Genomic DNA, 13704 nt, shown 5'->3' with positions numbered 1-13704 from the left:
GTCAGCCCCTCCCGAGGAGCAGTCGGGCGTCGCCGACGGTGAAGACGGAACCGGTGATGAGCACTCCCCCGCCGGAGAACTCGCCGTCCTCCTCGGCGAGCGTGATCGCCGCTTCGATGGCGTCGTCGATCCGGGGTTCCACCTGGACCCGGTCCTCCCCGAACACCTCCACGGCGATCGCGGCCAGCTCGTCGGCGTCCATCGCGCGGTGGGTGGAGTGCTGGGTGACGACGATCTCCGTGAAGACCGGCTCGAACGCTTCGAGCAGCCCCCGCACGTCCTTGTCCGCGCTGGTGCCGACGACTCCGACGAGTCGACTGAAACCGAACGCCTCGCCCAGTGACTCGGCCACGGCGCGGGCGCCGGCCGGATTGTGCGCGGCGTCCAGGACCACCGTCGGCGAACGACGGACGACCTCCAGCCGGCCGGGTGAGGTGACGGCCGCGAACGCCTTGCGGACGGTGTCCGCGTCGAGCCGGTTGGTGTGCTGGGAGCCGACCCCGAAGAACGCCTCGACCGCGGCGAGCGCCACGGCCGCGTTGTGCGCCTGGTGGACGCCATGCAGCGGGAGGAACACCTCCTCGTACTCGCCGCCGAGGCCGCGCAGGGTGAGGAGCTGTCCGCCGACGGCGACCTGTCGGGCCAGCACGCCGAACTCCAGGCCCTCCCGGGCCACGGTGGCGTTCACCTCGACGGCCTTCTTCAGCAGGACCTGGGCGGCGTCCACGGGCTGCTGGGCCAGGATCACCGTCGCGTCCTGCTTGATGACGCCGGACTTCTCGGCCGCGATCTCGCCGGGGGTGCCGCCGAGCCGGTCCGTGTGGTCCAGGTCGATGGGGGTGACGACGGCGACCGCGGCGTCGATGACGTTGGTGGCGTCCCAGGTGCCGCCCATGCCGACCTCGACCACGGCGACATCGACCGGGGCGTCCGCGAAGGCCGCGTACGCCATGCCGGTCAGCACCTCGAAGAAGGAGAGCCGGAAGTCCTGCTGGGCGTCGACCATCTCGACGTACGGCTGGACGTCCCGGTACGTCTCCACGAACCGCTCGGCGGGGATCGCGGCGCCGTCCAGGCTGATCCGCTCGGTGATCGACTGGACGTGGGGCGAGCTGTACCGGCCGGTGCGCAGCTCGAAGGCGCCGAGCAGGGCCTCGATCATGCGGGCGGTGGACGTCTTGCCGTTGGTGCCGGTGATGTGGATCGAGGGGTACGAGCGCTGCGGCTCCCCCAGGACGTCCATCAGCGCGGCGATCCGGGTGACGGACGGCTCCAGCTTGGTCTCGCCCCAGCGGGACGACAGCTCGGTCTCCACCTCGCGCAGCGCCCGGTCCACCTCCGGGTCCTCGGGGCGGCGGGGAAGGTCCGCGGCGGGGTCACCGCCCTGGGTGCGCAGGGTGCGGCTCCCCGCCTCGATCACGGCGAGGTCGGGGTCGCGGCCGGTCTCGGCCTCGACGATCTCGTCGAACTGGTCCAGTGCGTCCAGGGGGTCTCGGTCCGGGTCGTCCGGGGGGAACTCGCTCACGGGGCCAGTCTACGGAGCGCCGCCGACAGCGGCTCACCCCCCGCCCGGACGCGCCGGAGCCCGGCACCGGTCACGAGGACCGGGCCGGGCTCCGGGCGAGGGCCGGTGCGCCGGTCAGGCGGCCGGCAGCCGCTCCAGCTGGACCTGGATGCGGGCGATGTCCTCGTCCGCCTTGGCGAGTCGGCCACGGATCTTGTCGACCACCTGGTCGGGCGCCTTGGCGAGGAACGCCTCGTTGCCGAGCTTGGCGGTCGCCTGCGCCTTCTCCTTCTCGGCGGCGGCCAGGTCCTTGGCGAGCCGCTTGCGCTCGGCGGCCACGTCGATGGTCCCGGACAGGTCCAGGGCGACCTCGACCCCGGACACCGGCAGGGTCGCCGTGGCGGCGAAGCCCTCGCCCTCGGGCTGGAGCCGCAGCAACTGCCGGATCGCCGCCTCGTGCGGGGCGAGCGGCGTGCCCTCCAGGGTGAGCCGCGCGGGGACCCGCTGACCGGGCTGGAGGCCCTGGTCGGCACGGAACCGGCGGACCTCGGTGATCAGCTGCTGGACGGTGTCGATCTCCCGCTCGGCCGCGGGGTCCCGGAAGCCGCTGTCCTTCGGCCAGTCGGCGATCACCAGGGACTCGCCGCCGGTGAGGGTGGTCCACAGGGTCTCGGTCACGAACGGCACGATCGGGTGCAGCAGCCGCAGGGTGACGTCCAGGACCTCGCCGAGGACCCGGCCGGAGACCTTCGCCGCCTCGCCGCCGCCCAGGAAGGTGGTCTTGGACAGCTCCACGTACCAGTCGAAGACCTCGTCCCACGCGAAGTGGAACAACGCGTCGGAGAGCTTGGCGAACTGGTAGTCGTCGTAGAGCGCGTCGACCTCGGCGACCGTGGCGTTCAGCCGGGACAGGATCCAGCGGTCGGCGGCCGACAGTTCCTCGGCCGGCGGCAGCGGGCCCTCGACGGTGGCGCCGTTCATCAGGGCGAACCGGGTGGCGTTCCAGATCTTGTTGGCGAAGTTGCGGGAGCCCTGCACCCAGTCCTCGCCGATCGGCACGTCGACGCCCGGGTTGGCGCCGCGCGCGAGCGTGAAGCGCAGGGCGTCGGAGCCGTACTTGTCCATCCAGTCCAGCGGGTTGACCGCGTTGCCGAAGGACTTCGACATCTTCTTGCCGAACTGGTCGCGGACCATGCCGTGCAGGACGATCGTGCCGAACGGCGGGGTGCCGTCCATCGCGTACAGGCCGAACATCATCATCCGGGCGACCCAGAAGAAGAGGATGTCGTAGCCGGTGACCAGCACGGAGTTCGGGTAGAACTTCGCGAGGCTCTCGGTCCGCTCGGGCCAACCGAGCGTGGAGAACGGCCACAGGCCGGAGGAGAACCAGGTGTCCAGGACGTCGGTGTCCTGGTGCCAGCCCTCGCCGGTCGGCGGCTGCTCGTCGGGGCCGACGCAGACGACCTCGCCGTTCGGGCCGTACCAGACGGGGATGCGGTGGCCCCACCAGAGCTGGCGCGAGATGCACCAGTCGTGGAGGTTGTCCACCCAGTCGAAGTACCGCTTCTCCATCTCCTGCGGATGGATGGCCACCCGGCCGTCGCGGACGGCGTCCCCGGCGGCCTTCGCCAGCGGGGCGACCTTGACCCACCACTGGAGGGACAGCCGGGGCTCGATGGTGGTCTTGCAGCGCGAGCAGTGGCCCACCGAGTGGGTGTAGGGGCGCTTCTCGGCCACGATCCGGCCCTCGGCGCGCAGTGCGGCGACGATGGCGCTGCGGGCCTCCAGCCGGTCCAGTCCCTGGAACGGACCGGGGGTGGTGATGACCGCGTGGTCGTCCATCACCGTGACCGAGGGAAGGTCGTGGCGCTGGCCGATCTCGAAGTCGTTGGGGTCGTGGGCGGGCGTCACCTTGACGGCGCCGGTGCCGAACTCGGGGTCGACGTGCGCGTCCGCCACGACCGGGATGCGGCGGTCGGTGAGCGGCAGGGCGATGGTCCGCCCGACGAGGTGCCGGTAGCGCTCGTCCTCGGGGTGCACGGCGACGGCCGTGTCACCGAGCATGGTCTCGGCGCGGGTGGTCGCGACGACGAGGGAGTCCTCGCCCTCGCCGTAGCGGATGGAGACGAGTTCGCCCTCGTCGTCCTGGTACTCGACCTCGATGTCGGAGATGGCGGTCAGACAGCGCGGGCACCAGTTGATGATGCGCTCGGCGCGGTAGATCAGCTCGTCGTCGAAGAGCCGCTTGAAGATCGTCTGGACGGAGCGGGACAGCCCCTCGTCCATGGTGAAGCGCTCACGGGACCAGTCGACGCCGTCGCCGAGGCGGCGCATCTGCCCGGAGATCTGCCCGCCGGACTCGTCCTTCCACTGCCACACCCGCTCGACGAACGCCTCACGGCCCAGGTCGTGGCGGGACTTGCCCTCCTTGCCCAGCTCGCGCTCCACCACGTTCTGGGTGGCGATGCCGGCGTGGTCCATGCCGGGCTGCCACAGCGTCTCGTGGCCCTGCATGCGCTTGCGGCGGGTCAGGGCGTCGATCAGCGTGTGCTCGAAGGCGTGCCCGAGGTGCAGGACCCCGGTGACGTTCGGCGGCGGGATGACGACGGCGAACGGGGGCTTGTCGCTCTTCTCGTCGGCCTCGAAGTAACCGCGCTCTACCCAGCGCTCGTACAGCTTCCCCTCTACCTCGGCCGGCGCGTACTGGGTCGGCAGTTCCGTGGAGGGGCTTGAGTGCTGCTGCGAGTTCTCGGTCACGGGCCCAGTTTAGGGGCGTCACGGTCCCGTACAGAAACCGTGTGTTTGGTAACGGTGCGACCCCCGCCGCTGCGTTCCCTATGGGCGTTGGGTCAGGATGTCGGGAGCACGTAAACATCGGGGAGGAACCTTCGCATGAGCCACAACCAGCCGGGACCGTACGACGGCCAGCAGCCGAACCAGCCGCCGCAGCCGAACCCGTACGGTCAGCCGGGGCCCTACGGCCAGCCGCCGCAGCCCCCGCAGCCCGGCTACGGCAGCCCCCAGCAGGCTCCCCAGCCGGGTTACGGATACCCGCAGCAGCCCCCGCAGCCGGGGTACGGATACCCCCAGCAGCAGCCCCCGCAGCCTCCGCAGCCCGGCTACGGGTACCCGGGGCAGCCCGGTCAGCCGGGACAGCCGGGTCAGCCGGGTCAGCCGGGGTACGGCTTCCCGCAGCCCCCGCAGCCCGCCGGCGGCAAGAAGAAGACGGGCCTGATCATCGGCGTGGCGATCGCGGTGGTGGCCGCGGTCGGTCTCGGCGCGTTCCTGGTGCTGGCGAACTCCGAAGGCGACTCGGGGCTCGCGGACGACGGACCGCACAAGCTGACCACGCCGGAGCGGGTGCTGAAGGACGAGTACAAGCGGCTCACCCCGGACAAGCCCGCCGAGGACGCGTCCGACTCGGACACCGCCAAGGAACTGGCCAAGACCGGGGTCACCGAGGCCAAGGCCGTGACCGGCATATATTCCACGATCGACATCACCCCCGGCAGCCAGCCGACCCCCGACCAGATCACCGCCTCCAAGGCCGTCACCTTCGTGGGCGTGTTCGGCAAGCTGAAGGACCCCGAGGCCGCCCTCGACGCCGCCTTCGCCAGCATGACCAAGGAGAAGTCCGAGGAACTGAAGGTGATCGGCGAGGTCAAGACGGTCACGCCGGACGGCAGCGACGGGGCGGTCTTCAAGTGCCAGCAGGCCGAGGCCAAGGACAAGACCGGGAAGACCGACACCCAGTACATGTGCATGTGGGCCGATTACAGCACCATGGCCCTGGTGGTCCCCGCCGAGAGCGGCACCGGCGTCTCGTTGAACGTGTCGGCGCAGGTGACCGCCGACCTCCGCAAGGACGTGCGCGTCAAGCTGTGACGCCCGCCCCCTCATGCGCGAGGCCCCGGACGACGGATCGTCCGGGGCCTCGCGCATGACCGTGGTGCGCGGTGCTACGCCGTCTTCTGCTCCCCGGGCCCCCGGCCCCGGGCGTCCCGGGGGATCAGGGTCGGGTTGACGTTGGAGTGGACGACCTCGGCGGTGATGACCACCCGGGCGACGTCCTTGCGCGACGGCACCTCGTACATCACCGGCATCAGGACTTCCTCCATGATGGCGCGCAGCCCGCGGGCGCCGGTCTGGCGGAGGATGGCCTGGTCGGCGATGGCCTCCAGGGCGCCGCGCTCGAAGTCGAGCTCCACGCCGTCCAGTTCGAACAGCCGCTGGTACTGCTTGACGAGCGCGTTGCGCGGCTCCACCAGGATCTGGAGCAGGGCCTCGCGGTCGAGGTTGTGGACCGAGGTGATGACCGGGAGCCGGCCGATGAACTCGGGGATCATCCCGAACTTCACCAGGTCCTCGGGCATGACGTCCTCGAACTGGTCCTTGGACTCCAGCTCCCGCTTGGACCGGATGGTCGCACCGAAGCCGATGCCCTTGGCGCCCGCCCGGGACTCGATGATCTTCTCCAGGCCCGCGAAGGCCCCGCCCACGATGAACAGCACGTTCGTCGTGTCGATCTGGATGAACTCCTGGTGCGGGTGCTTGCGTCCGCCCTGCGGGGGGACGGAGGCGGTGGTGCCCTCCAGGATCTTCAACAGGGCCTGCTGGACGCCCTCGCCGGAGACGTCACGCGTGATCGAGGGGTTCTCGCTCTTGCGGGCGACCTTGTCGATCTCGTCGATGTAGATGATGCCGGTCTCGGCCTTCTTGACGTCGTAGTCAGCGGCCTGGATCAGCTTCAGCAGGATGTTCTCGACGTCCTCGCCGACGTAACCCGCCTCGGTGAGCGCCGTGGCGTCCGCGATGGCGAACGGGACGTTGAGCATCCGGGCGAGCGTCTGCGCGAGCAGCGTCTTGCCGGACCCCGTGGGGCCGAGCAGCAAGATGTTGGACTTGCCCAACTCGATGATGTCGTCGCGCCCTTGGGAGCCCGCGCTCTCTCCCGCCTGGACGCGTTTGTAGTGGTTGTAGACCGCCACCGACAGGGCCTTCTTCGCGGGCTCCTGGCCCACGACGTAACCCTCAAGGAACTCGTAGATCTCGCGGGGCTTGGGCAGTTCCTCCCAACGCACCTCGCTCGTCTCCGCGAGTTCCTCCTCGATGATCTCGTTACAGAGGTCGATGCACTCGTCGCAGATGTACACACCGGGACCTGCGATGAGCTTCTTGACCTGCTTCTGGCTCTTGCCACAGAACGAGCACTTGAGCAGATCGCCGCCGTCACCGATGCGTGCCACGAGGTGCTTCCCCTTCGCCTGGGAGCCGCTAGCGTAAGCGACTCCTGGTGCCTCATATTCGACGGTACCCTGCCGGGCCCCCCGTTCGGGCCCCCCTTGGCGTGGTTCACGTCGACTCACGTCAACTCGTGTGGCCCGACACGGACCCGGACCACACCAAGGGGCAGCAAATCATGCCGTGCCGGGTCAGACGACCTTCGCGTTGTTCATCTTCCGCGTCGAGATGATCTGGTCGACCAGTCCGTAGGCCAGGGCGTCCTCGGCCGTGAGGATCTTGTCGCGCTCGATGTCCTCGCGGATCTTCTCGATCGGCGTGGTGGAGTGCTTGGCGAGCATGTCCTCCAGCTGCGCCCGCATCCGCAGGATCTCGTTCGCGGCGATCTCCAGGTCGGACACCTGGCCGCGGCCCGTCTCACTGTACGGCTGGTGGATCAGCACCCGCGCGTTCGGCAGGGCCATGCGCTTGCCGGGGGTGCCGGCGGCGAGCAGGATGGCCGCGGCGGAGGCCGCCTGGCCCATGCACACCGTCTGGATGTCCGGCTTCACGAACTGCATGGTGTCGTAGATGGCCGTGAGCGCCGTGAACGAGCCGCCGGGGCTGTTGATGTACACGGAGATGTCACGGTCGGGGTCCATCGACTCCAGGCACAGCAGCTGCGCCATGACGTCGTTGGCGGAGGCGTCGTCGATCTGGACGCCGAGGAAGATCACCCGCTCCTCGAAGAGCTTCGCGTACGGGTCGTACTCGCGCACGCCCTGCGAGGTGCGCTCGACGAAACGGGGGATGACGTAACGGGACTCGGCGCGGGGGCCGGTGTATTCGGCCTCGGTGCGGGCGTAGATGCCGCGGCCGGGGAAGTCGTTCATCGTAACTCTCCTGAAGGGCGCTGGGGGCGCTGAGGCGGTCGGCTGGGGGCGCTGCGGGGCGGGCGGGGCCCGGTCTCTCCCGGTGGGCCGCCGGGCTCCCCGTCGCTCGCGTTCACGGGCGGGCGCGTGGGGGCCGCGGAGGCCGTACGGTGCCGGGCTTGCCGGATCAGACCGCCCCGGTGCCTCCGCCACCCGGCATACCGGCTGCGGTGGGCATGATGTCGTCGATCAGGCCGTACTCCTTGGCCTCGATCGGGTCGAACCAACGGTCGCGGTCCGAGTCACGGGTGATCTGCTCAACGCTCTGGCCGGTGTGGAACGAGGTCAGCTCGGCCATCCGCTTCTTGGTGTGCAGCAGCCGTTCCGCGTGGATCTTGATGTCCGAAGCAGATCCCGCGAGACCAGCGGAGGGCTGGTGGATGAGGATCTCGGCGTTCGGAAGGGCGAAGCGCTTGCCCGGGGTGCCCGCGCTGAGCAGGAACTGTCCCATCGAGGCCGCCATGCCCATGGCGATGGTCACCACGTCGTTCTTGATGTACTGCATGGTGTCGTAGATCGCCATGCCGGCGGTGATCGAACCGCCCGGGCTGTTGATGTAGAGGTAGATGTCCTTGTCCGGGTCGGAGGCAAGGAGCAGCAGTTGTGCGGTGATCTTGTTCGCGATGTCGTCGTCAACCGCCTGGCCGAGGAAGATGATCCGCTCGTTGAGCAGCCGGTTGTAGACCTGGTCGCCGAGGCCACCACCGAAGGAAGGCTCGCCGGCGGCGGAGGGCATCAGATTCGTCACGTATCCACCTGCTCGTCTTACGACGGCGCCGGGCCGTCTCACGTCTTCTGCTGGGGCACGGGACCCCGCGCTGCGCCGCTTGGCGGCGGGTCCGGGGGCTCCCCTGCCCTCGTATTCATGGACCCTAACGCGATGGGGGCCGGGGGCCATCCCGCATGGGGAACTGTTCGCTGTCAGCGCAGGTCGTCGGCGCCGGGCCCGCGGGGTGCGGGAGCCCGGCGCCGGGGCCGGTCGCGGCCCGCCCGGGCGGGCCGTGCGCCGGGGCCTGCGGGGGCCGGGCGCCGGGGTCCGGGGCGGGTGGTCCGAAGGGGTCCGGGCGGGTGGTGCGGGGGGAGCGGTCGCGTGGTGCGGGGGCGGGCCGGGCGGGTGGTGCGGGGCGGGTCGCGAAGGGGCCCGGAAGCGATGTCGCGCTTCCGGGCCCCTTCGGACTACCGCTGTACCGGGTACCCGCTGGTACCGGGCGGGTCAGGACTCCGCGGGGGTGTCCTTCTTCGCGTCGGCAGCCTCATCGGCGGCCTCGGTGACCTCAGTGGTCTCGGCATCGGCGTCGTCTTCGTCGTCGAGGTCGACGACCTCGCCGTTGGTGTCCTTCACCGTGGCGGCCTCGACGACGACCGCGAGGGCCTTGCCGCGGGCGACCTCGCCGACCAGCATCGGGACCTGGCCGCCCTCGACGACGGCCTGCGCGAACTGGTCGGGGGACATGCCGGAGGAAGCGGCCCGCCGCATGAGGTGCTCGGTGAGCTCCTCCTGGTTGACGTTGAGCTTCTCCTTGCTGACCAGCTCGTCCAGGACGAACTGGGTCTTGATGCCCTTGACCGCGGCGGTCTTGGTCTCGTCCTCGAACTCCTCGGCCGTCTTGCCCTGGATCTCCAGGTACTTGTCGAGGGTCAGGCCCATCTGGCCCAGCTGGTGGTGCTCCAGGTTGTGCTTGCGGGTGTTGACCTCGTCCTCAAGCAGCTTCTCGGGGACGGGCACCTCGACCAGTTCGAGCAGCTTCTCCAGCACGCGCTCCTGGGCCTGGGTCGCCTGGTCGTACTGCTTCATGTTCGCGAGGCGCTTGCGGCTGTCCGCACGCAGCTCGTCGAGCGTGTCGAACTCGGAGGCGAGCTGCGCGAAGTCATCGTCCAGCTCGGGGAGTTCACGGGCGGCGACCTGGCTGACCTTGACGGTCACCTCAGCGTCCTTGCCCTCGCCCGAGCCGCCCTTCAGCTGGGAGGTGAAGGTGGCCTCGCCACCGGCCTCCAGGCCCTTCACGGCCTCGTCGATGCCGTCCAGCAGCTCACCGGAGCCGATGGTGTACGAGACGCCCTGGGCTACGCCGTCCTCCAGGACCTCGCCGTCGACCTTGGCCTCCAGGTCGAGGGTCAGGACGTCGCCGTCCTCGGCCGCGCGCTCGACCGGGGCGGTGGAGCCGAACCGGCCGCGCAGCTCCTCCACGGCCTTGTCGACGTCCTCGTCGGTGACCTCGATCGCGTCGACCTCGACCTCGATGCCCGAGTAGTCGGGGATCTCGATCGTCGGGCGGACGTCGACCTCGGCGGTGAAGTTCAGCGTCTCGCCGTCCTTCAGCTCCGTGATGTCGACCTCGGGCTGGCCGAGGACGTTCAGCTCGGCCTCGTTGACCGCCTCGGTGTAGAACTTCGGGAGCGCGTCGTTGACGGCCTCCTCCAGCACCGCACCGCGGCCGAAGCGCTGGTCGATGACCCGGGCCGGGATCTTGCCCTTACGGAAGCCCTTCACCGTGACCTGCTGGTTGATCTTCTTGTACGCCGCGTCGAGGCTGGGCTTGAGCTCCTCGAAGGGCACCTCGACAGTGAGCCGAACCCGGGTCGGGTTCAGGGTCTCCACGGCGCTCTTCACGGTTCGGTCTCCTTGTGGCTGACTTCTTGGGTGTGTACCGGGCCGCTCCGGCGGAACGGGGAGCCTCGGCAGAGTCGCGGCCCTGAGAGACGTACGTGTGCGTGTACAGAGCTGTCTCGTGAGTGAAACAGAGCTGCGTACTGAACGTGCGGACACACGGGCGCGCAGTCTGCATAGTAGCCGCAGCGGATACACGCCCCAAAGGCGATCTTGATGATGGTCGGGGTGGCGGGATTTGAACCCACGGCCTTCCGCTCCCAAAGCGGACGCGCTACCAAGCTGCGCCACACCCCGTCGGTGCGACACGTAGGGTACATGCCCGCAGCCAGCGCAGGTCCCGCATTTTCCGTGGTGGCGTGCCGTGGGAAACCGGTGTGCGACGAGGGCCCGGGACCCGCTAGGATGCTGCCGTGCCGCGGTCGATGACCTGCGGCGCGACCGTGCGGGCGTAGCTCAATGGTAGAGCCCTAGTCTTCCAAACTAGCTACGCGGGTTCGATTCCCGTCGCCCGCTCCAGGCAGTGTCCGGGGCCGGTTCGGACAGGTGATCCCCAGGGTGATCCTGTTCGGACCGGCCCTGTTGCGTTGTCCCGTGACGAGCTGCGTGCCGCCACGACGCCCGCGACACGCCGCGGATACGGATACGCGTACGGGTGCGGGGCGCTACGGTGCCCGCACGGGGCGTAGTCGCTGCGCGGGCGCGCCCCCCGTACGCTCCGTGACCGGTGACGCTCCCCCGCCGGCCGGGTTGCCGTGAGCCGGGTGGGCTCGTCGGATTCAGATGTCGATCGAGCTGATCGAGTCCCCGACCGCGTCGAGGAAGCGTTCGATGTCGTCGGCCATGCCCGTGGAGGCGAGGAAGAAGCCGAAGAGCACGGCGACGACGGCGGGTCCCGCCTTGAGTGATCCGCCCCGTATCAGCACGACGAGGATGATCGCCAACAGCAGTACCACTGATAGCGAAATGGCCACTCTGATCACACACCCTCGGTTGGTTCCGCTCCGGGTGGGGGTGCGCCCTCGCACGCCCCACCAGAACCATCGTGCCACCAACGGACCCGGACCATGCGGCCCGTGACGGATCGTCGTGCGCGGAAGCGAAGGGAATGTGCACGGAATCGGCGTCGGCCACGGCGGGCACCGACGCCCGGGCGGGCCCCGCGATCACCTCCGGGTGAATTCCGCGGAGCCGCGCGAGGGCGAATTCGATCCAATGGTTTCCATGCCCACACAGCTTGTTCGCAGGAATTTCGAATGATCGGCGCAGCCATGACACAGTCACCCACCTCCGGGTATCCGCGCGGGAGATCCGAACGGTGCGGGCACTCCCCCAGGCGAGGTGACTGATGGGCCATTGGAGGACATTTCACCAGCATCACCCGTGAGTGTTATGCACCGTTTAAGGGGGATTAAAAGTTACATAGTGGTCAACTTGGCCGTCTGAGCGTCGACTTCGCGGGCTTCACGGAACGAATGTCCATCCGCTGGTGCACTTCTCCGAATACGGGGTAGCCGCCGCCCATGGGCCGATTTACTCAAGATGGATCGCGAGAAACGTCAGGAGGCGTTTCACCACCTGCCGCGTCCGACGCTAGGGTTCCTCAAATGTTTCCCACTGCCCTGCCCCACGCACGTGCGGTGAGGTCGCGGATCGTCTCCCCCAGTTCCTGGTGGGAGGGCCTGTGACCAACTCACTGCGGCCGTCCGCCCGTCATCCGGCGCCGTTGCCGCCGCTCAGCGAACCCCCCGGCCCCGTCGAGCCCGCGGACGGAGTGCCCACCCCCCGCACCCGGCGCGCCGACCCCCCGGCAGCGGCGCCGACTCCCCCGAGCCCGGGCGGCCCCGCCAAACAACGCGACCCGTTCTTCGACAACGCCAAGTACCTCGCCATCGTGCTGGTCGCGATGGGCCACGCCTGGGAACCGTTGACCGACCAGAGCCGCACGGCGACGGCGCTCTACCTCTTCGTGTACACCTTCCACATGCCCGCCTTCATCCTCATCTCGGGCTACTTCTCCCGGGGGTTCGACATGAGCCCCGCCCGGGTCAGGAAGCTGCTGACCACGGTGGTCGCGCCGTACATCGTCTTCGAGGTGGCCTACACCTTCTTCAAGCGGTGGGCGGACGACGACCCCGGGCACCGGCTCAGCCTGCTCGACCCCTGGTACCTGACCTGGTTCCTGATCGCCCTGTTCGCCTGGCGGATCTCCACCCCGCTGTGGAAGGTCGTGCGCTGGCCGATCCCCGTCGCCCTCGGCATCGCCGCGCTCGCCTCGGCGTCCCCCAGCATCGGCGACGACTTCGACCTGCAACGGGTGCTCCAGTTCATGCCCTTCTTCGTGATCGGCCTGTACGCGCGGCCCGAGCACTTCCAGTTGGTCCGGCGCCGCGAGGTGCGGTTGCTGTCGGTGCCCCTGGTCGCCGCGGCGCTGCTCGTCGCCTGGTGGGCGGCGCCCCGGATGGAGACCGGTTGGCTCTACCACAGCAACAGCGCCCAGGAGATGGGCGCGCCGTGGTGGACCGGTCCCGTGATGACCTTCGCGCTGTTCGGCTGCTCGCTGGCGCTCACCGCCTGCTTCCTCGCGTGGGTGCCGCGCCGTCGGACCTGGTTCACCGTGCTCGGCGCGGGCACCCTCTGCGGCTACCTGCTGCACGGGTTCCTCGCCAAGGGCTCCCGTTTCTGGGGTTGGTACGACGCGGCCTGGCTGCACGAGCCGTACGGGCAGGTGTGCGTGACGCTGGTCGCGGGGGTCGCCATCACCCTGATGTGCACGCCGCCGGTGCGCGGTGCGCTGCGGTTCGCGCTGGAACCCCGGCTGCGGTGGGCGATGCGGCGTGATGCCACGGACGTCGCACACGGTCGGGCCCGCGACACCCGCTGACCGTCCGTCCCGCCTGACCCGCCTGTCCGTCAGTGGTCCGGCAGGTCCGGCAGGTTCAGTAGGGCTCGCATCGCGGCGTACTTGCGGGTCAGTCGGTCCCGGGTGGGGCCGTCCAGGACGGCGAGCCGCGCGGGATCGGCGTTGTGCGCCAGGTCGGCCTCCTTCACCAGGCGTGCGCCCGGCGTCCGGAGGATGCGCCGGGCGTACGTCTGTGGGGTTTCGCCGGACCGTTTGGTGACGGCGAGGACGATCTCCTTGGTGCGGGAGGTGAGCGCCGCCCCCGCGAGCCAACGCTCGCTCAGGACCCCGTCCTCGACGGCGTCGTGCAGCCAGGCCGCCGCGATCTGGTCCGGAGTGCCGCCCCGGGCCCGTACTCCCTCGGCGACCGCCCGCAGGTGCTCCGCGTAGGGGCGACCCGCCTTGTCCCGCTGGCCCTCGTGGGCGGTGCGGGCCAGCGACTCGACCTCCGCGAGGGTGAGGCCCGCGGTGGGCGTGGGGTGCGGGGCGTGGTGGTGGCCCCGGGGTGTCTCGGTCATCGGTCGAGTGTGACCGAGAC

General features: G+C 69.6%; 10 protein-coding genes and 2 tRNA genes. 3 read left to right on the top strand and 9 right to left on the bottom strand.

Going from position 1 to position 13704, the window contains the following annotated elements:
- Nucleotide 1: 1 nt before the first annotated feature.
- Together ACFWIA_RS12195 and ACFWIA_RS12190 are read right to left on the bottom strand one after the other, a co-directional pair.
- A complete protein-coding gene (locus ACFWIA_RS12195; RefSeq protein WP_387002992.1) occupies nt 2–1525 on the bottom strand; it encodes a bifunctional folylpolyglutamate synthase/dihydrofolate synthase in 1524 nt (507 codons plus the stop codon).
- A gap of 114 nt (nt 1526–1639) precedes the next feature.
- On the bottom strand, nt 1640–4261 hold the full coding sequence (locus tag ACFWIA_RS12190; protein ID WP_387002991.1) for a valine--tRNA ligase: 2622 nt from the start codon (nt 4259–4261) through the stop codon (nt 1640–1642).
- A gap of 135 nt (nt 4262–4396) precedes the next feature.
- Here ACFWIA_RS12190 and ACFWIA_RS12185 point away from each other — a divergent pair, with 135 nt between their 5' ends.
- Nucleotides 4397–5389, top strand: a complete 993-nt coding sequence (locus ACFWIA_RS12185; RefSeq protein ID WP_387002989.1) for a hypothetical protein — start codon at nt 4397–4399, stop codon at nt 5387–5389.
- A gap of 74 nt (nt 5390–5463) precedes the next feature.
- On the opposite strand, the gene clpX is transcribed toward ACFWIA_RS12185, so the two are convergent.
- From clpX to ACFWIA_RS12160, 5 genes are all read right to left on the bottom strand, one after another.
- Nucleotides 5464–6750 (bottom strand): ATP-dependent Clp protease ATP-binding subunit ClpX, encoded by a 1287-nt coding sequence (clpX, locus tag ACFWIA_RS12180; protein WP_387002987.1) that lies wholly within the window; start codon nt 6748–6750, stop codon nt 5464–5466.
- A gap of 186 nt (nt 6751–6936) precedes the next feature.
- Entirely contained in the window at nt 6937–7617 is a 681-nt protein-coding gene (locus ACFWIA_RS12175; RefSeq protein ID WP_385487464.1) for an ATP-dependent Clp protease proteolytic subunit, read from the bottom strand.
- 166 nt (nt 7618–7783) lie between these two features.
- Nucleotides 7784–8392, bottom strand: coding sequence for an ATP-dependent Clp protease proteolytic subunit (locus ACFWIA_RS12170; protein ID WP_385487988.1), 609 nt, complete (start codon nt 8390–8392; stop codon nt 7784–7786).
- A gap of 477 nt (nt 8393–8869) precedes the next feature.
- Complete coding sequence (gene tig, locus ACFWIA_RS12165) at nt 8870–10267, bottom strand: trigger factor (RefSeq protein ID WP_387002985.1); 1398 nt, start codon at nt 10265–10267, stop codon at nt 8870–8872.
- Nucleotides 10268–10484: 217 nt separating this feature from the next.
- Nucleotides 10485–10561: transfer RNA gene (locus ACFWIA_RS12160), tRNA-Pro, on the bottom strand.
- A gap of 148 nt (nt 10562–10709) precedes the next feature.
- Between ACFWIA_RS12160 and ACFWIA_RS12155 the strand changes: the two genes are divergently transcribed.
- A tRNA-Gly gene (locus ACFWIA_RS12155) sits at nt 10710–10783 on the top strand.
- 260 nt (nt 10784–11043) lie between these two features.
- Here the strand turns inward: ACFWIA_RS12155 and ACFWIA_RS12150 are convergent.
- Complete coding sequence (locus ACFWIA_RS12150) at nt 11044–11238, bottom strand: hypothetical protein (RefSeq protein WP_385487460.1); 195 nt, start codon at nt 11236–11238, stop codon at nt 11044–11046.
- A 710-nt stretch (nt 11239–11948) separates the two neighbouring features.
- Here ACFWIA_RS12150 and ACFWIA_RS12145 point away from each other — a divergent pair.
- Nucleotides 11949–13148 carry an acyltransferase family protein gene (locus tag ACFWIA_RS12145; protein ID WP_387002983.1) on the top strand — a complete coding sequence of 400 codons (1200 nt, stop codon included), beginning with the start codon at nt 11949–11951 and terminating at the stop codon, nt 13146–13148.
- A gap of 29 nt (nt 13149–13177) precedes the next feature.
- Here ACFWIA_RS12145 and ACFWIA_RS12140 read toward each other — a convergent pair whose 3' ends face one another.
- Nucleotides 13178–13684 carry an HD domain-containing protein gene (locus ACFWIA_RS12140; protein ID WP_387002981.1) on the bottom strand — a complete coding sequence of 169 codons (507 nt, stop codon included), beginning with the start codon at nt 13682–13684 and terminating at the stop codon, nt 13178–13180.
- Between the last annotated feature and the right edge of the window lie 20 nt (nt 13685–13704).

The sequence above is a fragment of the Streptomyces sp. NPDC127068 genome, from assembly GCF_042724695.1.
Taxonomy (GTDB): Bacteria; Actinomycetota; Actinomycetes; order Streptomycetales; family Streptomycetaceae; genus Streptomyces.
This window is presented reverse-complemented; position numbering and strand designations above follow the sequence as displayed.

Excerpts from the sequence above, each read along its gene's own strand:
- ACFWIA_RS12185 (WP_387002989.1), top strand. The coding sequence starts at position 4,397 with ATGAGCCACAACCAGCCGGGACCGTACGACGGCCAGCAGCCGAACCAG.
- ACFWIA_RS12140 (WP_387002981.1), bottom strand. The coding sequence starts at position 13,684 with ATGACCGAGACACCCCGGGGCCACCACCACGCCCCGCACCCCACGCCC.
- ACFWIA_RS12170 (WP_385487988.1), bottom strand. The coding sequence starts at position 8,392 with ATGCCCTCCGCCGCCGGCGAGCCTTCCTTCGGTGGTGGCCTCGGCGAC.
- ACFWIA_RS12175 (WP_385487464.1), bottom strand. The coding sequence starts at position 7,617 with ATGAACGACTTCCCCGGCCGCGGCATCTACGCCCGCACCGAGGCCGAA.